The 20,603-nt window shown below is 57.0% G+C and carries 19 protein-coding genes and 2 tRNA genes; 18 read left to right on the forward strand and 3 right to left on the reverse strand.

From position 1 onward, the window contains the following. Positions 1-70: 70 nt before the first annotated feature. Entirely contained in the window at positions 71-841 is a 771-nt protein-coding gene (map, locus tag RE428_RS08950; RefSeq protein ID WP_004581661.1) for a type I methionyl aminopeptidase, read from the reverse strand. Between the two features lie 377 nt (positions 842-1,218). Between map and rpsB the strand changes: the two genes are divergently transcribed. From rpsB to rnhB, 15 genes are all read left to right on the forward strand, one after another. Beyond that, positions 1,219-1,959: a 30S ribosomal protein S2 gene (rpsB, locus tag RE428_RS08955; protein WP_004581662.1), complete on the forward strand. Its 741-nt coding sequence runs from the start codon at positions 1,219-1,221 to the stop codon at positions 1,957-1,959. 244 nt (positions 1,960-2,203) lie between these two features. Further along, positions 2,204-3,073 carry a translation elongation factor Ts gene (gene tsf / locus RE428_RS08960; protein WP_004581663.1) on the forward strand — a complete coding sequence of 290 codons (870 nt, stop codon included), beginning with the start codon at positions 2,204-2,206 and terminating at the stop codon, positions 3,071-3,073. Between the two features lie 236 nt (positions 3,074-3,309). Beyond that, positions 3,310-4,038: a UMP kinase gene (gene pyrH / locus RE428_RS08965; protein ID WP_004581664.1), complete on the forward strand. Its 729-nt coding sequence runs from the start codon at positions 3,310-3,312 to the stop codon at positions 4,036-4,038. Positions 4,039-4,198: 160 nt separating this feature from the next. Continuing rightward, the gene (gene frr, locus RE428_RS08970) at positions 4,199-4,756 is read left to right on the forward strand and encodes a ribosome recycling factor (RefSeq protein WP_004581665.1); all 558 of its coding nucleotides are present in this window, start codon (positions 4,199-4,201) and stop codon (positions 4,754-4,756) included. 98 nt (positions 4,757-4,854) lie between these two features. Then, entirely contained in the window at positions 4,855-5,634 is a 780-nt protein-coding gene (gene uppS / locus RE428_RS08975) for a polyprenyl diphosphate synthase (RefSeq protein WP_004581666.1), read from the forward strand. Between the two features lie 24 nt (positions 5,635-5,658). Further along, positions 5,659-6,501 carry a phosphatidate cytidylyltransferase gene (locus RE428_RS08980; RefSeq protein WP_004581667.1) on the forward strand — a complete coding sequence of 281 codons (843 nt, stop codon included), beginning with the start codon at positions 5,659-5,661 and terminating at the stop codon, positions 6,499-6,501. Between the two features lie 66 nt (positions 6,502-6,567). Then, positions 6,568-7,764, forward strand: coding sequence for a 1-deoxy-D-xylulose-5-phosphate reductoisomerase (ispC, locus tag RE428_RS08985; RefSeq protein ID WP_004581668.1), 1,197 nt, complete (start codon positions 6,568-6,570; stop codon positions 7,762-7,764). Positions 7,765-7,846: 82 nt separating this feature from the next. Continuing rightward, positions 7,847-9,196 (forward strand): RIP metalloprotease RseP, encoded by a 1,350-nt coding sequence (gene rseP / locus RE428_RS08990; RefSeq protein WP_004581669.1) that lies wholly within the window; start codon positions 7,847-7,849, stop codon positions 9,194-9,196. 44 nt (positions 9,197-9,240) lie between these two features. Further along, positions 9,241-11,559, forward strand: coding sequence for an outer membrane protein assembly factor BamA (gene bamA, locus RE428_RS08995; RefSeq protein WP_040882597.1), 2,319 nt, complete (start codon positions 9,241-9,243; stop codon positions 11,557-11,559). A gap of 221 nt (positions 11,560-11,780) precedes the next feature. Then, positions 11,781-12,275: an OmpH/Skp family outer membrane protein gene (locus RE428_RS09000; protein ID WP_004581671.1), complete on the forward strand. Its 495-nt coding sequence runs from the start codon at positions 11,781-11,783 to the stop codon at positions 12,273-12,275. Positions 12,276-12,383: 108 nt separating this feature from the next. Then, positions 12,384-13,415 (forward strand): UDP-3-O-(3-hydroxymyristoyl)glucosamine N-acyltransferase, encoded by a 1,032-nt coding sequence (gene lpxD / locus RE428_RS09005; RefSeq protein ID WP_004581672.1) that lies wholly within the window; start codon positions 12,384-12,386, stop codon positions 13,413-13,415. 11 nt (positions 13,416-13,426) lie between these two features. Beyond that, positions 13,427-13,864 carry a 3-hydroxyacyl-ACP dehydratase FabZ gene (fabZ, locus tag RE428_RS09010; protein ID WP_004581673.1) on the forward strand — a complete coding sequence of 146 codons (438 nt, stop codon included), beginning with the start codon at positions 13,427-13,429 and terminating at the stop codon, positions 13,862-13,864. After that, positions 13,864-14,655, forward strand: coding sequence for an acyl-ACP--UDP-N-acetylglucosamine O-acyltransferase (gene lpxA / locus RE428_RS09015; RefSeq protein WP_004581674.1), 792 nt, complete (start codon positions 13,864-13,866; stop codon positions 14,653-14,655). The genes fabZ and lpxA overlap by 1 nt, the downstream gene beginning before the upstream one ends. A 150-nt stretch (positions 14,656-14,805) precedes the next feature. Further along, positions 14,806-15,966: a lipid-A-disaccharide synthase gene (gene lpxB, locus RE428_RS09020; protein ID WP_040883364.1), complete on the forward strand. Its 1,161-nt coding sequence runs from the start codon at positions 14,806-14,808 to the stop codon at positions 15,964-15,966. Further along, positions 15,963-16,628 carry a ribonuclease HII gene (gene rnhB / locus RE428_RS09025; protein WP_004581676.1) on the forward strand — a complete coding sequence of 222 codons (666 nt, stop codon included), beginning with the start codon at positions 15,963-15,965 and terminating at the stop codon, positions 16,626-16,628. The genes lpxB and rnhB overlap by 4 nt, the downstream gene beginning before the upstream one ends. Positions 16,629-16,816: 188 nt before the next feature. On the opposite strand, the gene RE428_RS09030 is transcribed toward rnhB, so the two are convergent. Beyond that, positions 16,817-17,881 (reverse strand): GGDEF domain-containing protein, encoded by a 1,065-nt coding sequence (locus tag RE428_RS09030; protein WP_004581677.1) that lies wholly within the window; start codon positions 17,879-17,881, stop codon positions 16,817-16,819. 377 nt (positions 17,882-18,258) lie between these two features. Between RE428_RS09030 and RE428_RS09035 the strand changes: the two genes are divergently transcribed. Next, positions 18,259-18,335 (forward strand) — tRNA-Met (locus tag RE428_RS09035). 222 nt (positions 18,336-18,557) lie between these two features. Further along, a tRNA-Met gene (locus RE428_RS09040) sits at positions 18,558-18,634 on the forward strand. A gap of 58 nt (positions 18,635-18,692) precedes the next feature. Here RE428_RS09040 and RE428_RS09045 read toward each other — a convergent pair. Continuing rightward, positions 18,693-19,178, reverse strand: coding sequence for a GNAT family N-acetyltransferase (locus tag RE428_RS09045; RefSeq protein ID WP_169334070.1), 486 nt, complete (start codon positions 19,176-19,178; stop codon positions 18,693-18,695). Positions 19,179-19,434: 256 nt separating this feature from the next. Between RE428_RS09045 and RE428_RS09050 the strand changes: the two genes are divergently transcribed. Then, positions 19,435-20,583, forward strand: a complete 1,149-nt coding sequence (locus tag RE428_RS09050) for a fibronectin type III domain-containing protein (protein ID WP_227500227.1) — start codon at positions 19,435-19,437, stop codon at positions 20,581-20,583. Positions 20,584-20,603 lie beyond the last annotated feature (20 nt).

Consider the following 20,603-nt stretch of genomic DNA (forward strand, 5'->3'; position numbering starts at 1 on the left):
TCAGCTTCTGAGGGCCCGAAAGGGCCCCGGTTGAAAGAGATGAAGATCTCGCCGTAAAAGCGCCTGCCATTTAGAAAGCTTCTTCGGACCGTTTGGTAAGCACGTCGTAGCCGTCGCTGGTCACGAGGATCGTATGCTCCCATTGGGCGGATAGCTTGTGATCCTTGGTGACCACGGTCCATCCGTCCGGCAGCAGCTTACACTGATACTTGCCCTGGTTGATCATCGGTTCGATGGTAAAGGTCATGCCTTCCTGGAGCTCCAGTCCGGTTCCCGGTTTGCCGTAGTGCATAACCTGCGGTTCTTCATGGAAAACCCGGCCAATACCATGCCCGCAGTAATCGCGTACGACGGAGAAGCGGTTCTTTTCAGCATGCTTCTGGATAACGTGGCCGATGTCGCCCAGGCGAGCGCCGGGCTTGACCAGTTCCATGCCTTTATAGAGGCATTCCTGGGTGATTTTTACCAGCCGGTCAGCGGCAATCTTGGGTTCGCCAACGAAGTACATCTTGCTGGTGTCCCCGTGATACTCATCCTTGATGACCGTCACATCGATGTTGACGATGTCGCCGCTCTTCAACACCTTCTTCTCGCTGGGAATGCCGTGGCAGACGACGTGGTTGACCGATGTGCAAATGGATTTGGGAAAGCCCTTATAGTTGAGAGGTGCCGGAATAGCCTTCTGGACGTTAACGATGTGGTCATGACAAATGCGGTCCAGTTCTTCAGTGGTCACGCCCGGCTTGACGTGTTCGCCGATCATTTCAAGAACTTCCGCCGCGAGCCGACCGGCAACGCGCATCTTCTCGATTTCCTCGGGGGTCTTGATGGATACCTGCATTGGAGGGGCTTTCCTTCGTTCGTATCAGACGCCCATTTTAGGGAGGTGGCCAGCAGGGTACAAGGAAGGCGGTTTCCAATCGTCTTCATTTCGAGCAACTAAGGGTCATGATAGCGGCGCTTAACCTCTTGTTTTGCGGAAACTACGTAACAAACTGGTGGCGTTAAATGGGCCGAATATGGTATAAACGCGCCCGCTGAAGCTGTTGTGCTCTTCATAAGAGTGGCCGCATAGACGCAGTCTCGAGTGGCCAGGCCTCGGCAAAAAACACACATGTGTCGACACGTTGACCCAGGGTGCCGCAGCGGAACGTTCCGCGCGGTTGGGCAATTGGACACATGGAGGACTAACCCAAAGCTTATATATAGGTAGATATCATGGCTCAGGTAAGCATGCGTGACCTGCTGAAGGCAGGCGCCCACTTCGGTCACCAGACTCGTTACTGGAACCCGAAAATGTCGAAGTTCATCTTCGGCGCCCGTAACAAGATTCATATCATTAACCTGGAACAGACCGTTCCGGCCATGGACGACGCCCTGAAGTTCGTCCGTCAACTGGCTGAGAGCAAGAACAAGGTCCTGTTCGTAGGTACCAAGCGTGCTGCGGCAAAGATCATCAAGGAAGAGGCTCAGCGCGCCAACCAGCCTTACGTCAACCATCGCTGGTTGGGCGGGATGCTGACCAACTACAAGACCATCCGTCAGTCCATCCGTCGCTATCGTGACCTGGAAACCCAGAGCCAGGACGGTACTTTCGACAAGCTGACCAAGAAAGAAGCCCTCGAGCGCACCCGCGAGATGGACAAGCTTGAGCGCAGCATCGGTGGTATCAAGGATATGGGCGGCCTGCCGGACGCACTGTTCGTGATCGATGTCGACCACGAGCGCATCGCGATCAAGGAAGCCAACAAGCTGGGTATCCCTGTTGTTGGTGTTGTCGATACCAACAGTGACCCGGACGGCGTTGATTACGTGATCCCGGGTAACGATGACGCCATTCGCGCCATCCAGATTTACGTCAAGGCTGTAGCTGACACCTGCATTGAAGCGTCCCAGTCTGGCGGCGGTGCAGATGAGTTCGTAGAAGTTAGCGAAGAAGACGCGCCTGCGGCTGAATAAGCCCGGCAGCTGGCTGATCAGGATTCAGCAGTAAAGAAGGGGGAGCTGAATCCCCCTTTTTTATAACCGCTGGTTGAGGTTTGTAACCGCTGGTCGAGAACTGACAGCCAAAGGATGTGATTCGGGAGTTTTTCCATGCTCCCCGGGTGGGTGTCACCTTGTTGCGGCATTCACCCTGCAGGATCGATTCAAGTGGCGCGCAGGTTGGCGCCATTTTCCAGAGATTGAAACGAGAGGATTGAACATGGCTGCTATTACCGCTGCAATGGTCAAAGAGCTGCGTGAGCGTACTGGCCTGGGCATGATGGAGTGCAAGAAGGCGCTCGTTGAGGCCGAAGGTAGCGTGGAAAACGCAATCGAAGAGCTGCGCAAATCTTCTGGTCTGAAGGCTGCAAAGAAAGCTGGTCGTACCGCTGCTGAGGGTGTGGCTGTGCTGAGCGTTGCCGACGACAACAAGAGCGCGACTCTGCTGGAAGTCAACTCTGAGACTGACTTCGTTGCCCGTGACGACAACTTCATGAACTTCGCCAACGATGTTCTGGCTGAAGCTGTGAAGTCCGGCGAGGGTGATGTTGCCAAGCTGATGGAGGGTGACCTGGAAGGTAAGCGTGAGGCGCTGGTCCAGAAGATTGGCGAAAACATCACCGTTCGCCGTGTGGTTAAGCTGGAAGGCGAGGTTGTTGACGGCTATGTGCACAGCAACAACAAGATCGCTTCCATTGTCGCGATTAGCGGTGGCAATGCGGAAATCGCCCGCGATATCGCCATGCACGTAGCGGCTGTAAATCCGCGCGTCGGCAAGCCGGAAGAAATGCCGCAGGATGAAGTCGAGAAAGAGAAAGACATCATTCGCGCCCAGCCTGACATGGAAGGCAAGCCGGCCGAAATCGTCGAGAAGATGATGTCTGGCCGTATCCAGAAGTTCCTGAAGGAAAACAGCCTGGTCGAGCAGCCGTTCGTCAAGAACCCGGACCAGACTGTTGGCGCACTGCTGAAGTCAGCCGGTGCTGACCTGATTGGCTTTGTCCGTCTCGAAGTCGGTGAAGGCATCGAGAAGGAAGAGGTTGATTTCGCGGCCGAAGTTGCTGCCGCCGCAGGTACCGGCAAGGCCTGATAAGGGTCTCATCAATACCGTGCTGCGCGCTGTTTCAGGGTTGCTGAAAGCTATTCCCGGAAGCGGTCGTAGCACGGGTTGTATGCGAGATAGTCTGGTTACCCCAAGGCGATCGGGTTATCCCACATGCAACCCTGGTCCTGGTGTCCACTCTGGATAAGGGACGTCTTCATACAGGGTCATTTGCACCCGCTTTATCATCGTCCGCCTGGACGCCAGTTAGGGGATCCCTCGCCATGGCAAAACACTCGCAGTCCCAGCCCAAGTACAAGCGTGTACTCCTGAAACTTAGTGGTGAAGCCCTCATGGGGGAGCAGGAGTTCGGGATTGATCCGAAGGTGCTCGACCGCATGGCGTTGGAAATCGGTGCGCTGATTGGTATCGGTGTCCAGGTGGGGCTGGTTATTGGTGGGGGTAACCTGTTCCGGGGCGCAGCCTTGAATGCTGCTGGCATGGACCGCGTCACCGGCGACCATATGGGGATGCTGGCGACCATGATGAATGGCCTGGCCATGCGGGATGCGCTGGAGCGCTCCAATATCCGCACCCGTGTCATGTCTGCCATCCCCATGAGTGGCATCGTCGAACATTATGATCGCCGCCGCGCCCTCCGTGACCTCAAGGACGGCGATGTCGTAATATTCTGCGCCGGCACCGGCAACCCGTTTTTCACTACCGACTCGGCAGCCTGTCTCCGTGGCATCGAGATCGATGCTGATGTGGTGCTGAAGGCAACAAAGGTCGACGGTGTTTATTCAGCGGATCCGGTCAAGGATCCATCAGCGGTTAAATACGAAACCCTGACCTATGATGAAGTCCTGGACAAGAAACTGGGCGTTATGGACCTGACGGCCATCTGTCTATGCCGGGATCAGGGTATGCCGGTGCGCGTCTTTAATATGAACAAGTCCGGCGCGCTGACCCGTATCGTCGTTGGCGAAGCTGAAGGTACACTGATCGAATAAGGTCGTGGGTTAACGGTCGCCGCGTGCCGTTCATCCTGCTGATGCTGTTTACAGGCTGAACGTCCAACGACCAAGCCGGATCACAAGGCACGCAGATGATGCGCGTGACAGATCCCCAGCCAGAATTTTCCGGGCAACGGACTGAATTGAGGAATTTAAAGTGATTAACGAAATTAAGTCAGATGCTGAAAAGCGCATGAAGAAAAGTCTCGATTCGCTGCATTCAGCTTTCAACAAGATCCGCACCGGTCGTGCGCATCCGGCGATCCTGGATAGCGTTACGGTCAACTACTATGGGCAGGAAACACCGCTCAAGCAGGTGGCGTCGGTCAACGTCGAGGATTCTCGGACCCTGGCTGTCTCCCCGTGGGAAAAGAACCTGATCCCGACGATCGAGAAAGCCATCATGATGTCGGATCTTGGCCTCAATCCTTCCAGTACTGGTGACGTGATCCGCGTACCGATGCCGATGCTCACCGAAGAAAGCCGCCGCGAGCTGGTCAAGCAAGCCAAGGCGGATGCAGAGCACGGTCGGGTGTCCATCCGCAATGCGCGCCGTGACGCCAATAACGACCTCAAGGATCTCCTCAAGGAAAAGGAAATTACCGAGGACGAGGAGCGCAAAGGTCAGGATGAGATCCAGAAGCTGACGGACCAATATATTGCAGAAGTCGAGAAAATGCTCAAATCGAAGGAAGATGACCTCATGGAGGTCTGATTCTTCGATAACGGTATTGGCTCAGTGAACTTTTCCGGGGGCTGTCATGGTGAGGGTTTCACCTTACCTGACGCCCCCGTGACGTATCAGGGGTAGGCATGACGGACAGTCTAACGGCCGAAATTCCGGTAGCAGCGGCCTCCACGCCGCGGCATGTTGCGATCATCATGGACGGCAACAATCGTTGGGCCAAGCTGCGTCGCCTGGCGGGCGTGGCGGGCCACAAGGCCGGGGTCAACGCGGTGCGGGCAGCGGTGGAAACCTGTGCCAGGCAGGGGGTGGAAGTGCTGACCCTGTTCGCTTTCAGCAGTGAAAACTGGCGCCGCCCCAAGGATGAGGTGTCGGCGTTGATGCGGCTGTTCCTGATTGCGCTGGAGCGGGAGGTCAAGAAACTCCACCGCAACAACATCCGTTTGCGTATGATCGGTGACCGCTCGGCCTTCAGCGAAAACCTTCGTGAACATATGGCCCGTGCCGAAGCCTTGACTGAAAACAATACCCGTATGACGCTGGTTATTGCTGCCAACTATGGTGGGCATTGGGATATCACTCAGGCAACACGTTCTCTCGCGGAGGATGTGCGCAAGGGTTTGCTCCAGCCGGGTGATATCACTGAAGATCATATGCAGCAGCGGATGTGTATCGGCGATCTGCCCATGCCCGATCTGTTAATTAGGACAGCGGGAGAGCAGCGCATCAGCAACTTCCTGCTGTGGCACTTGGCCTACACTGAGTTCTATTTTTCCGAAGTCTACTGGCCGGATTTCGACGAGCAGGAGATGCTCACGGCGTTGAAAGCCTATGGTGGCCGTAAACGTCGCTTCGGCCAGACTGACGACCAGCTCGAAAAACTGGCCGCGAACGGCTCAAAAGCTTAAAAACTAATAAGAGCGAGCCCCGTTTTGCTCAAGACACGTGTCATCACAGCCTTAATTCTCGCGCCCATTGCTATTGGGTGTATTCTTTTCCTGCCGCCGTTAGGCTTTGCCATCTTCACCGGCATCATTATTACACTTGGCGCCTGGGAGTGGGCCAATATGGCCGGCCTGACCAGTGGCGCGGGCCGGATCGGCTACGCGGTGCTGACAGCGGTGGTGCTGTTCCTGTTGTTGCATACGACGGCGTTCGCCGTATTGGTGCTCGCTGTTATCTGGTGGATAGTGGGTCTAATCCTGGTCCGGGCCTATCCCGAGGGTAGCGCACTCTGGAAGCCGGTTGCCGTCAGGGGGTTGATGGGCGCGCTGGTATTGGTGCCTGCCTGGGTCGGCCTCAATCACCTGCGCTCCAGCCACTTCCAGCTTGCCAACATCGATAACAACCTTCTTCTGCTGGTTTACGTCTTCTGCGTCGTCTGGATTGCCGATATCGGTGCGTACTTTGCCGGGCGGGCTTTCGGTAAAGCCAAACTGGCCCCCCGTGTCAGCCCTGGCAAGTCCTGGGCCGGTGTTTGGGGTGGACTCGCCGCGGTGGCGGCGCTGTCACTTATCGTGAGTCTGCTTATCGGTTGTGACGGCCGGGAAACAATCCTGCTGCTGATCCTGAGTCTCATCACCGGGGCGGTATCCGTCCTTGGCGATTTGCTCGAGAGCATGCTTAAGCGTTTCCGTGGTATCAAGGATAGTAGTCAGTTGCTGCCGGGCCACGGTGGTATTATGGACCGCATAGACAGCCTGACCGCGGCCATTCCTGTTTTTGCCCTGGGTATGACATTGCTGGGCTGGCTCCACGTCAGTCCAATCGCCTGATGGTCACGGTTAATCCATATAGGCGAGCAAGGATCGAGGTGAATAGCAATCGAGGCACGTAGAGTCATGCGTCAGGTCACCATTCTGGGCGCCACCGGTTCCATTGGATTAAGCACGCTTGACGTTATCCAGCGTCATCCTGATCGCTTTCGTGTTTTTGCGCTGACGGCCTGCCGGCAGGTAGACGCCATGCTGGAGCTTTGTCGCCTCCATCGCCCGAAATACGCGGTGATGGCGGATGAACCAAGCGCAGCGAGACTGGCGAAGGATCTTCCCGCGGATTGGGGCATCGAGGTGCTAGGCGGGCCCGGGGGGCTGGTGCAGGTCGCTTCGGCGCCTGAGTGCGATACGGTCATGGCCGCAATTGTCGGCGCCGCCGGTCTGGAATCAACGCTGGCAGCCGTCCGGGCGGGCAAGCGTGTTCTGCTGGCCAACAAGGAAGCGTTGGTGATGTCCGGCAAGCTGTTCATGGACGCTGTCGTGGACAGTGGCGCAGAGCTCCTGCCAATCGACAGCGAGCACAATGCAATCTTCCAATGCCTGCCTCCGCACCAGGTCCGCAATTTCTCCGGTGCAGGGGTACGACGCGTTTTGCTGACAGCGTCCGGCGGGCCTTTCCGGCGGACAGCGGCTGATGCCTTGGCCGATGTGTCTCCCGAACAGGCCTGCGCCCATCCGAACTGGAGTATGGGGCAGAAAATATCGGTGGATTCCGCTACCTTGATGAATAAGGGGTTGGAGTTGATCGAAGCCTGCTGGCTCTTCAATACCCAGCCCAAGCAGATCGAGGTTCACGTCCATCCCGAGAGTATTATTCACTCGATGGTGGAATATGTGGATGGTTCGGTCCTGGCCCAGTTGGGCAGTCCGGATATGCGAACCCCTATCGCCAACGGCCTGGCTTGGCCCGAGCGAATTGATTCCGGTGTGGCGCCGCTTGATCTGTTTGCCCTAGGCCGCTTTAATTTCGAGCGGCCGGATCTTCAGCGTTTCCCCTGTTTGAGGCTGGCCGCAGAAGCGTTTGACCAGGGCGGAACCAGTCCTGCGGTGCTTAATGCCGCCAACGAGGAAGCGGTAGCCGCTTTCCTGCGCCGTGAACTGCGGTTCACGGATATTCCCGTTATTATTGAATCAGTCATGGACGCGCTACCTGCAGTCGGCGCAGACAGTTTCGATATTATTTTCGAGAAGGACGGGGAATCCCGTGCACTGGCGCTGGAACAGATTCGTCGCCACGCGGTCTCAGTTTCCGGTCTGGGTTAGGTTCTAATGGTCGGCGCTTGGTCGTCCGTGGCTCGCGGTGAGTCGCCCGGAATGGATTAACCTGTTCTGCTTCTGGAGCATCATGCAGTTCATAGAAACGGTTCTCTCCCTCATCGTCACCCTCGGTATCCTGGTGACTATCCATGAGTACGGCCACTTCTGGGTTGCCCGGCGTTGCGGTGTGCGGGTACTGAGGTTTTCAGTGGGTTTCGGTAAGCCCATGTTCTCCTGGTATGACAAGCGGGGCACCGAGTTCGCCGTTGCAGCCATACCTTTGGGTGGCTACGTCAAGATGCTCGACGAGCGCGAAGGCCCGGTGCCTGAAGACCAGCTCCACGAGGCATTCACACAGAAAACACCTGGCAAGCGTATTGCCATCGCGGCGGCTGGGCCTGCGGCGAATTTCCTGTTTGCGATCTTCGCCTACTGGCTATTGAGCGTGGTTGGTTTCACGACAGTCGCTCCGGTGGTGGGCGATGTGAAGCCCGATAGTGTCGCTGAGCGTGTGGGACTCGAATCCGGCATGGAGATCCTGAGCATCGATGGCGAGCGGGTGACGGACTGGCGCGACGTGGGTGCACTCCTGCTCGAACGGGCCGGGGAGTATGGGCAGATAGAGATGACCGTAAGAGACAATGGCTCCGTCGGTACACGCTCCGCCGCACTTGAAGGCTGGCGGTTGGACCAGGATGAACCCAACCCCATCGACCTGTTCGGCATTACGCCGTATCGGCCTGCGGTGCCCGCCGTATTGGGCGATATCATGCCGAACGGACGCGCCGAAGCCGCTGGCCTTCAGTCCGGTGACGACATTCAGGCGGTGGATGGCGAACCCGTTGCCGACTGGTTCGCGTTGGTGGACAGGATCCGTAATGCGCCCGGCGAGCCCATCGAAGTCACATTGGTGCGGGACGGACAGCAGATGACTGTGACAGTCACTCCCGAGCGTGTAGAGACGGAGCAGGGCGAAGTCATCGGTCGCGTTGGTGCCGGCGTCGCCCCCATCCAGTGGCCGGACGATATGCTGCGCGACAACCGGTATGGTCCTCTCGCCGCGCTCCCCCAGGCGATTGGCGAAACCTGGGACGATACCCGCTTGACCCTGGTCGCGATCAAGAAGATGGTGACCGGCCTGCTTTCTTTGAATAATCTCAGTGGCCCGATTACCATTGCTCGCGTTGCCGAGGCCAGCGTGAGTTCCGGATTCGAGGATTTTATCCAGTTCCTGGCTTACCTGAGTGTCAGTCTTGGGGTGCTTAACCTTCTGCCCGTGCCCGTGCTGGACGGCGGCCATATCCTTTTCTACAGCGTTGAAGCGATCCGTCGCAGGCCGCTTTCCGAGCAGGTCCAGGCTGTGGGAGTAAGAATCGGAATGGCAATGATCCTGACATTGATGGTCTTTGCCCTTTACAACGACCTGATGCGGTTGTGAGAATTGCGACCTTCCGTACGCGCATAAACAGGCGATTTATCTGAATGAGACGTTCTCTTCTGAGTGTGGCTGTAGGCCTCATGACCGCAGTTGGGGCCGTGCCAGCGGCTCTGGCTGACGAATTTGTGGTTTCCGATATCGAAGTAGAGGGCTTGCAGCGGGTTTCTGCGGGCACGGTATTTGGCTCATTTCCCGTCAGCATTGGTGAAGAGATCGATGAAGTCGCCCTGGCAGATGCGATCAAGAATCTGTTCCAGACCGGGTTGTTCACTGATCTGAGTGCGAGCCGCGACGACAATGTGTTGGTGCTATCCGTCAAGGAAAGGCCGGCCATCAGTTCTATCGACATCGAGGGCAACAAGGCGATCGAGACTGAGATGTTGCGTGAGGCGCTTGATAGTGCCGGCCTGCAGGAAGGGCAGGTGTTCAAGCGCGCTACCCTGGAACGTCTCGAACTGGAAATCCTGCGCTCCTATGTGGCCCAGGGGCGATACAATGCGCGGGTCAAAGCGACAGCGGAAGAGCTCCCGCGTAACCGGGTCGCCATCAAGCTCGATATCAATGAAGGCGACGTGGCGTCCATCCGGCATATCAACGTCATCGGTAACGATGCGTTTTCCGATGAGCAGCTCTTGAGTCTGTTCGAGTTGGAGACTTCGAACTGGTGGTCGTCCATTACCAGCGCCGACAAGTATGCCCGCGAACGCCTCAGCGGCGACCTCGAGAGCTTGCGTTCCTGGTATCTGGACCGGGGTTATATCGACTTCAATGTCGAGTCCAGCCAGGTCTCCATCTCGCAGGACAAGAAAGACGTCTTCATCACCATCTCCATTGAGGAAGGTCCCCAATACACCGTTTCCGATATCAATCTCCGGGGCGATCTGATTCTCAAGGAAAGTGAACTTCGCGAACTGATCAAGATGGAGCCGGGTGACATCTTCTCGCGGCAGGAGCTGACGGACACCTCTGAGCGGCTCTCAAGAAGACTGGGGCGCGAGGGTTACACGTTCGCCAACGTCAACGCCGTTCCCGAGACCGGCGACAACAACACGGCGTCGGTTACGTTCTTCGTCGAGCCCGGTAATCGGGCCTATGTGCGCCGTATCAACTTCAACGGTAACGTGTCCACCCGCGACGAAGTGTTGCGCCAGGAGATGGTCCAGATGGAAGGCGCCGTCGCTTCCACCGACCTGATCGAGTACTCCAAGACCAAGCTTGAACGGCTTGGCTTCTTCAAGACGGTGGACGTCGAGACTGTGCGGGTGCCCGGCCGGGATGACCAGATCGACGTGAACTACAGCGTCGAAGAGCAGGCGACAGGCAGCCTCTCGGCCTCCGTCGGTTTCTCCCAAACTTCCGGGATCATCCTGGGTGCCAGTGTGTCGGAAAACAACTTCTTCGGCACGGGTAAACGCGTGTCCGTCGGGGCGAACTATAGCGATTCGATCAAGAGTGCCAACTTCGCCTACACCGATCCCTACTATACGGTTGATGGCGTCAGTCGGGGCTTTAAGCTCTTTGCCCGGGAAACGGACTACGAGGAAGAGGATATTTCGTCCTACCTGTTGGATGAGATCGGCGGCAGTCTGACCTTCGGTTATCCCATCGACAGTGTTACGCGCCTCAATTTTGGCGTGGGATACACCAATACGTCCGTCCAGACCAATGAATACCCGGCGGTCGAGGTCCAGGACTTCATTGATGAAAACGGCGACAGTTACAACACCTACTATCTGACCGGCTCGTGGAACAAGAATACCCTTAACCGGGGTGTGCTCCCCACCGACGGTTTCAGTCACTCCATTTCCCTGGATGTAGCGGTGCCGGGTAGCGACCTGACCTTCTATAAACTCAGCCATCGCACCAACTTCTACCAGCCTATCAACGAAGCCGAGACGTGGGTGTTCCGTGCCCGTACGGATATAGGTTACGGCGATGGCTATGGTGACGCGTCTACCATGCCGTTCTATGAGCATTTCTTCGCCGGTGGTTATGGCTCCGTACGTGGTTACGAAGCCAACTCGCTCGGGCCGCTGGCGACGAATGACCCGGACGACACCTCTGATCCCGATCCCTTTGGCGGTAACCTGCTCACCGAAGCCAGCCTGGAGCTGATTTTCCCGACGCCGTTCGCAGGTGATTCGCGCTCGATGCGCACCGCATTCTTCCTGGATGCCGGTCAGGTATTTGACACCGACCGAGGCTATGATCCGGAATTGGGTGAGATTCGGCTGTCTGCAGGTGTGGGATTCCAGTGGATTACGGCGATCGGCCCACTGGCGTTCAGTCTGGGTAAGGCGCTTAATCCCGATGACGATGATGAGACCCAGGTGTTCCAGTTCTCGCTGGGGCAGAGCTTCTAGAAGGATAGCCAGACAGTTCGCCTGGAAATCCGAGGGGCTTCGGGTATTCCATTCGACTCTACGACCCATGCTAAATCTGTAACCACGATCTGTAACCACGTAGTGTTAGGTCTGTGATCAAGTAGTGCCAGATCAGGGATCACAGCCAGCAAGACGACGTTACAGGCATTGAATACAACAAGGCGAAAGAGCCAAGACGAAGGAAAACAGGAGTTCCCAGTATGATGAAGAAATTCATGGTAGCGGCCCTGGCCATGGTACTGGCGCTGCCGGCATTGGCCGAAACGAAGATTGGCGTGGTGGACCTGCGGCGCGCCCTGTTCTCTTCTGAGAGCGCCCAGGACTTCAGCCAGAAACTCCAGTCCGAATTCTCGGACGACGAGGCCAAGGTTCGCGATGCCCAGGAGGAAGCCCGTAAGCTCAAGGAACGCCTCGAGAAAGATGGTGCTATGATGAATGAAACCGAGCGGACAGAGCTGACCAGCCAATTCAAGGAAAAGGTTCAGGAGTTCAATTACCTGAAGAATCGCCTGGATTCGACAGTCAGCAGCCGCAAACAGCAGTTCCTTGAACAGGCGCGTCCGAAGGTTGATGCCGCCGTGAAGTCACTGCTCGACGAACATGATCTGGATCTGGTATTGCCCAGCGAAGCGGTTGTCTATGCCAAGCCGGATATGGATCTGACCGAACAGTTGATCGAAAAGCTGAACGACTGATTGATAATCTGAAAAATTAGGCGATCCGTTAACGGTGTCTCCCCTTACTTTCTACGCCAGCGTGCGTGCTTGGGGAGGTCGCCGTTACGCAGGCCGGTGGAGAGCGCGATGACGAACAAAGTCCATTCGCTGGGTGAAATCGCCCAGGCGCTTGGTGCTGAATTGGTGGGCGATGCGGATGTGAAGGTTGACGGCATCGCGACGCTCCAGTCGGCCAGGGCGGGGCGGGTCGCCTTCCTGGCCAATCCGGCCTACGGTCGTTACCTCAGGGAAACACAGGCGTCGGCTGTTATCCTTTCCCCCGATATGGCGGACCAGTGTCCGACCAATGTCCTGTTACTCGACAATCCCTACCTCGGTTATGCTCGCCTCAGTCATTGGTTTGACCCACAGCCCAAGCCGGAGGCTGGCATCCATCCATCGGCGGTGGTCGATCCCTCCGCTTCAGTGGCCGACTCTGCAACGGTGGGACCACAAGCGGTCATCGAGGCTGGTGCAACGATCGCAGAGAATGTTGTTATCGGTGCTGGCTGCATTGTCGGCGAGCGCTCGGTGGTGGGGGAGGGCTCGCGCCTGAACGCGCGGGTTACGCTGTACCACGATGTCATCATTGGCAAACGTTGTCTTGTCCTCAGCGGCGCTGTCATCGGCTCGGTCGGGTTTGGTTTTGCCAACGAAAAAGGGGTCTGGCACCGGATCGCCCAAGTGGGGGGTGTGGTGATTGGCGACGATGTTGAAATCGGTGCCAATACCACCATCGATCGCGGTGCGCTGGATGACACGCTGATCGGCGATGGCGTGAAGCTGGACAACCTGGTCCAGATCGCGCACAACGTCAGTATCGGTGAACATACGGCAATGGCGGCGCTGGTGGGCGTTGCCGGCAGCACCCGGATCGGTCGCCATTGCGTTGTCGGTGGGGCTTCAGGCATTGCCGGTCATCTCGAAATCGGCGATCAGGTGCATTTGACTGGCATGACCATGGTCACCCGTAGCCTGAAAGAGCCCGGGGTCTACTCGTCAGGTTTGGGTGCAGACTCGAACCGCCGGTGGCAAAAAAATGTCGTGCGTTTCCGTCAGCTGGATGAGATGGCACGGAAACTGCGCGAGCTTGAGAAGAAACTGCTTAAACGAGCCTGAGGCCGTACCTGATGATGCATATTGAAGAAATTATGGAATTCCTGCCCCATCGCTATCCTTTCCTGCTGGTGGATCGCGTCACGGAAGTCGAGAAAGGGCAGTCAATTGTTGGCTATAAGAACATCTCGATCAACGAACCATTTTTTAATGGTCATTTCCCGGGTAAGCCGATTATGCCGGGCGTACTGATCATCGAAGCCATGGCCCAGCTGTCTGGCATCCTCGGGTTTGTGACCGTTGACCGGAAACCCTCCGATGGCGTGGTACACTATCTCGCCGGCTCCAGTAAGGCGCGTTTCAAGCGCCCTGTGGTACCCGGAGATCAACTCCGGCTTGAATCCCGCTTCCTGACGGACAAGCACGGGATCTGGAAATTTGACTGCCGCGCCCTGGTAGGTGATGAGGTCGCCTGCGTGGCGGAAATCATGACCGCTGAGAGAGAAGTTTGATGGCGACACAGGCATGGTCGGGAGTCCATCCTCAGGCAATTGTCGATCCTTCTGCAAAACTGGGTAAAGACGTCACGGTCGGTCCGCTAAGCTATGTCGGTCCGGATGTAGAGATTGGTGATGGTACCGAGATCCTGTCCCACGTAGTGATCAAGGGACCGACGGTGATCGGCCGCAACAATCGTATTTTCCAGTTCTCCAGCGTTGGGGAAGAGTGTCAGGATAAGAAGTACGCTGGCGAGCCCACGAAGTTGGTGATCGGCGACAATAATATCATCCGCGAGAATTGCACCATCCACCGAGGTACCGTGCAGGACCGGGGCGAAACCCGGATCGGTAACGACAACCTGCTGATGGCGTACGTCCATGTGGCTCATGACTGTGTGGTGGGAGACAATACGATCCTCGCCAACTGCGCTACGCTCGCCGGCCACGTCAGGGTGGGCGACTGGGCAATCCTGGGTGGCGGCACCATGGTGCACCAGTTCTGTCATATCGGAGCCCACAGCATGAGTGCCGGTGGGAGCATCGTCCTCAAGGATATTCCCGCCTACGTCATGGCAAGCGGCCAGTCGGCGTCTGCTCATGGCCTCAATGCTGAAGGCCTCAAGCGCCGGGGCTTCTCGCGAGAGGTTATCTCTGAACTGCGACGAGCCTATAAGGTTATCTATCGCCAGGGGCTGACGCTGGCCCAGGCCCTCGAAGCCCTGGAAAGGGATTTTACCGGGGTTGAAGAAGTCCAGCTCATGGTAGACTCACTCCGCAATGCCCATCGGGGAATCGTCCGCTAGTCAGTTGGCAGCGGTGATGGTTTATCAACGAATGATTCATCAATGAATTGTTTACGAATGAATGGTTGATTAGTGACTGGTTCCCTGCCGCCATCTGTGACCTCGCCCGAAGAGATCGAGGTTGCCTCTTCCTCCCCGTCGCACACCTCGATCATTAGCGAGCGCCTCGTCACCATCGGCATAGTTGCCGGGGAGGCGTCGGGGGATATCCTTGGCGCAGGACTTATCCACGCCTTGCGCCAACGTTACCCTAACGCTAGGTTCGTCGGGATCGGTGGGGAGGAAATGAAAGCGTCCGGGTTCCATTCGCTGGTGCCGATGGAGCGGTTATCCGTGATGGGCCTGGTGGAGGTGCTTAAGCATATCCGCGAGCTGGTTTCTATCCGTCACCGGGTGCGCGACTACTTTCTCAGCACGCCGCCGGATATCGTAATCGGTATCGACTCGCCCGATTTTACCATCGGCCTCGAGCTCCAGCTCCGAGAGGCCGGCATCCGCACCGCGCACTATGTCAGCCCTACGGTCTGGGCTTGGCGACGCAAGCGTATCTTCAAGATCGCCCGGGCTGTGGACATGATGCTCACACTGTTTCCCTTCGAGGCGCGTTTCTACGAGGAACATAGCGTACCGGTGACCTTCGTCGGGCATCCGTTGGCGGACGCCGTGCCTCTGCATACTGATACTGACGGCGCCAGGAAGGCGCTGGAAATAGAGGGAGAGGGCCCGGTTCTGGCCATCCTGCCGGGTAGCCGTCAAGGCGAAGTGGAGCGGTTGGGAGGGCTATTCCTCGCCACGGCACATTGGCTACAATCACGCCGGTCGGACGTACAGCTGGTGATCCCTTGCGTTAATCCGGCTCGGCTGCGGCAAGTTCAGGCGATTATTGACGCGGAGGCGGTGAAGTTGCCGGTCAAGTTGGTTTTGGGTCGTTCGAGGGAGGTCATGGCTGCCGCCGATGTCGTCCTGCTCGCGTCCGGAACGGCGACACTTGAGGCGATGCTGCTGAAGAAGCCGATGGTCGTTGGTTATCGCCTCAACAGCTTTACCTACTTCCTGGCATCGAAGTTGGTCAAGGTACCTTACGTTGCACTGCCCAACCTGCTGGCGCGTAAGGAGCTGGTACCTGAGCGGTTGCAGGACGAAGCGACGCCTGAGGCTCTTGGGCAAGCCGTGCTGGAACGTCTGGAGTCCAAGAACCAGGTTGAAGAGCTAAAAGGGGCGTTTACCGAGTTGCACGAGCAGCTCCGTCGTAATGCCAGCCAACGAGCAGCCGAGGCCTTGGTGCCCCTGATCGAGGGAAATTCGGGATGAGTGTTGATCTAATCGGTGCGCCCTTTGTATGCGCCTACCAGGGTCGCTTGTTGGCGGGCGTCGATGAAGTCGGTCGAGGCCCTCTCGCCGGCCCTGTGGTGACTGCCGCTGTGATTCTGGATCCGGCAAAGCCGATAGACGGCTTGATGGACTCAAAGGTGTTAACCGGAGAGCGACGCGAGGAGCTCGCGTTGATCATCAAGGAGCAGGCCGTGGCCTGGAGCCTCGGTCGTTGCGAGGTCCATGAAATTGACCAGTACAATATCTACCAGGCCACACTGATTGCCATGGAGAGGGCGGTAGCCGGGCTTACGCCGGTGCCAGAATATATCCTCGTGGATGGCAATTGTTGCCCCAAGTGGCGTTGGGCCAGTGAGCCCGTGATCAAGGGCGATAGCCGCGTCGAGGCGATCAGTGCAGCGTCTATACTGGCGAAGGTGGCTCGGGATACCGAAATGGTTGAACTGGAGAATCGCTTCCCCGGATACGGCTTCGCCAGCCACAAGGGCTACTCCACGCCGATGCATATGGAAAGCCTCGGGCGTCTCGGGGCTTGCCCAATTCATCGCAGGTCCTTCCGACCGGTGCGCGAGGCCTTGGAGGCCATGGGAATGATAGAGACCGGTGAGGCCGTGATCCCAACGGATCTGTTCGACGCCTGATCTTCTCGGACGTTCCTGGAAAGCCTGCGATCGCCTCGCGGGCCGTCTCGGCGAGCCCTTAGGGGCTTTCAGGAAAGTCTGCACCCGGCATTGCGGATTCCTGACGGCGAGCGCCCTCTCCGAAAAGCTCCACCCTGATTATTAATCGCTCCGAGAGCCAGTCTGCCCACGAGTCGATCAGAAGTGCCTTAGCCTTCTAAGCCTCTTTCCCTTTCTCGCTGGTTTTCCTTTTTCATCTTGTATAGGCGTTGATCGGCGAGTCTAAGCAACTCGTCGGCGTTCGTGCCGTTTTCCGGTTTGATGCAGGCTACGCCATAGCTAAAGGATACGGTCACCGCCGTGTCACCCATCTCCAAAGGGTTGTCAGCCAACTCCCGTTGCATGCGTTTAGCGATTTGTTCTGCGCTTGCTTCGTCCTGTGAGGGCAAAAGCACGATGAATTCGTCGCCGGCGAAACGGAAGATGCTATCGTCCCTGCGTAGTAGCGTCTTGAGGTGGTTGGCGACATGGATCAGGCAGGCATCTCCCGCTTCGTGTCCCCAGGTATCATTCACCTGTTTAAATTCGTCCAGATCCAGGAATAGTAGAGCAAGAGGGTTACCGTAGCGCTGGGAGCGCCCCAGTTCCTGCTCCAGGGCGGCTTCCATATCCCGCCGGTTGCGCAGGCCGGTCAGCGAGTCTCGGGTTGCCAATTGCCGAAGCTGCTCCCTGGCCCAGATGCTCGTTAGTCCAGCCGATGTCTTGACCGCCAACTGGTGGAGGAAGAAGGCTTCCATGTGCGGTTGGTATCGTTTCGGATCTGATGCGCCAAGAATGAGTGCGCCGATGGTTCGGCCTTCCATCTGGAGCGGCAGGATGGCAAGGGATTTGACGTGTTCACGCAGGTGCGAGGGGATGAGTCTTGCCCAGGCTCGGGGTCTGTCGCGAAGCAGGGGATAGTTGCTGTTTTCGGTTAGCCGCAGGAAGTCCACCGCGCTGGTCAATTGACGTTCCGACAGCGCGCCCTGTTCATCGAGAAGATGGAGTATACGGCGGTTCTCCTCGATATCCGTGAGTACGAACCAGACATCGTCGAGTTCGAAGCGATCACGGACCTGCTCGGTCAATCGGTCTATAAATCCAGAGAGTTCAGTTGCGCGCAGCATCTCCAGTTCGATGTCGAACAGCTTCGCGGCTATGGCCTCGTTCCGGCGCGCCTGCTGGATCAGGGCTTCCAGCCGGTGTGTATTTGCCTTGTGATCAGAAGACGACATCTAAATCCCGACTGAACGACCGCTTTACGACATTTGGCGTTCGATGGCGACCAAATCTCCGAAAAAGAACACTCCTTGAATAACCTTTAATGCGCCAATCCGCAAGAGATCGTTCGCTGCTTGATCAGGTTTTACAATGGTGAAAATACATATACCGGAATCAATTGACACATCCGCTACGAATCCGTAATATGCGCGCCACTGAGACGGAGAGCACATTTATACGTTATCCGTTTCACACAGTTTGATGCGGGGTGGAGCAGTCTGGTAGCTCGTCGGGCTCTCCATCCCAAAACAGCCGAAGGGAGTCTGTCGACCTTCGGGTAATGAGCCCACCTCCCGGTTGGGTTCGAGTCTGAAGGCAGAACACAGTTTGATGCGGGGTGGAGCAGTCTGGTAGCTCGTCGGGCTCATAACCCGAAGGTCGTAGGTTCGAATCCTGCCCCCGCTACCAATTTCCAGTAAATTACCGAGAGGTTGTTTGCTGAGGAGAGAGGGAACCAGAACCTCTCGGCCTTTTCTGAAAAGAAGGCAGAACACAGTTTGATGCGGGGTGGATCAGCCTGGTAGCTCGGCGGGCTCTCCATCCCAAAACAGCCGAAGGGAGTCTGTCGACCTTCGGGTGATGAGCCCGCCTCCCGGTTGGGTTCGAGTCTGAAGGCAGAGCACAGTTTGATGCGGGGTGGAGCAGTCTGGTAGCTCGTCGGGCTCATAACCCGAAGGTCGTAGGTTCGAATCCTGCCCCCGCTACCACTTTAAAGGCCAGTCAAATGACTGGCCTTTTTTATTTTTGTGCGTCCCGCCCGCGAAGCTAGAGTTCCAGTTCCATCGGAAAGCGCTCAATTCTCACCTTCTCCCTTTCGACCCATTCAGGCTCACCGCCCACAAATCCTGCTTTCTCAAAAAGTGCTCTCGAGACACGGCTGGCGTCCACCGTAAGGTGTGTAACCTGTTCTCTGCGGGCCGAGCTCAGCAATTCTTCCAGTAGCGCACGGCCAATGCCGCACCTGGCGAAGTCGGGGTGGGTATAGAGCATGTTGATATGCGATCTGGGGCAGCGTTGGCCAAAGCCCGCGATCCGGCCGCTATGTTGGGCGATAAGCGTCTGGCCTCGGCTCAGGGTCAGCGCTATAGCGTGAATGTCCTTGCCCCAGCGGCTCCATGCTTCCAGTGCATCCGGCGGGTAATCGTTGCGGGCCAGTTGGCTGATCGAGGCTCGATAGAGTGCGCCGATCGCTGAACAGTCGAACTCCGGCCTGAAGCGGCGAATAGCGAAATGAATCCTGTGTGGCTGCATAGTCTTGCCTGTGAGCTCCCTGGTGGCGCGGGTCAGCATCGCGCCTGTAAAACTATGTCAAAAAATTGGCTAAAAAAATAACATCTGGAAGACGTAAAACACATTCTTAATGGGTGTTCTCGATTAGACTGCTACCAAATCGTCAATAAATCGGTGGCAGAAAATGTTTTTATCCGTCATAAAACAGACAAGGGCAGGGATCGCCGGTCTTGCAGTTTCCCTACTTCTTGTTGGCTGTGGCGGCTCGTCTGATGACGTGAGCACCTCTTCCAGCGCCGGCTCTGAGTCTGTCGTGCTAAACGGCGGCGCGATCAAGGGCGTCGTGAGCCACGGTCAGGTTACAGCGTGGGATCTGGAACTCAATACGGCGAGCGGCAAGTACGAAATAGACGAGACCCTTGGCCAGGCTGCTGTGACTGACACCCAGGGGCGCTTCCAGCTTCCTGTTGCTGGCAAGACATCCGGCTGGGTCCTGATCGAACTAACGGCCGATGGCCAGACGCGCATGACCTGCGATGTCGTGCCCTCCTGCTTTACGGGAACCTCCAACGCTGTGGCCTTCGGCGAGACTTTTGCGCTGGGTAGCGACTTCCGCCTCCGGGCTGCAGTCAATCTCGATGCGTCACGTGAGGTTTACCTGACGCCGCTTTCAACGCTGGCGGTTACCCTGGCGGAGGAATCATCGTCCGGCCTTTCAGGCACTGCCATCGAGCAGGCATACGGCGATATGGAGGATGCCTTCGGTCTAACTGCCGGTACCCTGCAGTTGCCGCCTCCTGACCTGGTTCGCCTGGATGGGTTTAGCGGAAGCACGGATGCCATTCAGTTGGCGGTAATCAACGCGGCTTTCCTGGCGCTAGTGGATGGCGATCACTGGGACTCTATTGAAGACGTCCTGGCCGACAGTGAAGCGCTGATCCGTAGCGAAGGCGCTTTTTCGTCCCCTTCCAAGAGCGATGGTATCCCGTCGGTCGAAAAGGTCATGCTTGAGGCAGCGGTGCTTTCAGCGGGTCTAAAGACTGAAGTCTCGAAGTCCAGTGTGCTGGATTCACTGGATCTGGTTTTCACACGGACACACGGCTTTTACACCGACATTGCGGCAGGATCGGGGTCCGGTAGCAACGAAAGCGATGTGATTGTGAGCAACACGGCGAAGTTGAGCTGGAATGCTCCGATGACGCGTGTGAGCGGTGAGAGTATCGCAATGGGCGAGTTGAGTGGCTACAAGATCAGCTACGGTCGTGATCCCGAGGCTCTGGATGAGGAAGTAACGATCGACGAAGCCAGTACAACGAGTCACACCATCGAAAATCTATCCCAAGGTAAGTGGTACTTCGCAGTTCAGGCGGTCGATACCGAAGGACTGGAAAGCCCGCTTTCAACGGTGGTCACCAAGTCGATCTGACTCGGATGGCGCTCATCGGA

It is taken from the genome of Marinobacter nanhaiticus D15-8W, from assembly GCF_036511935.1.
Classification (GTDB): Bacteria; Pseudomonadota; Gammaproteobacteria; order Pseudomonadales; family Oleiphilaceae; genus Marinobacter_A; species Marinobacter_A nanhaiticus.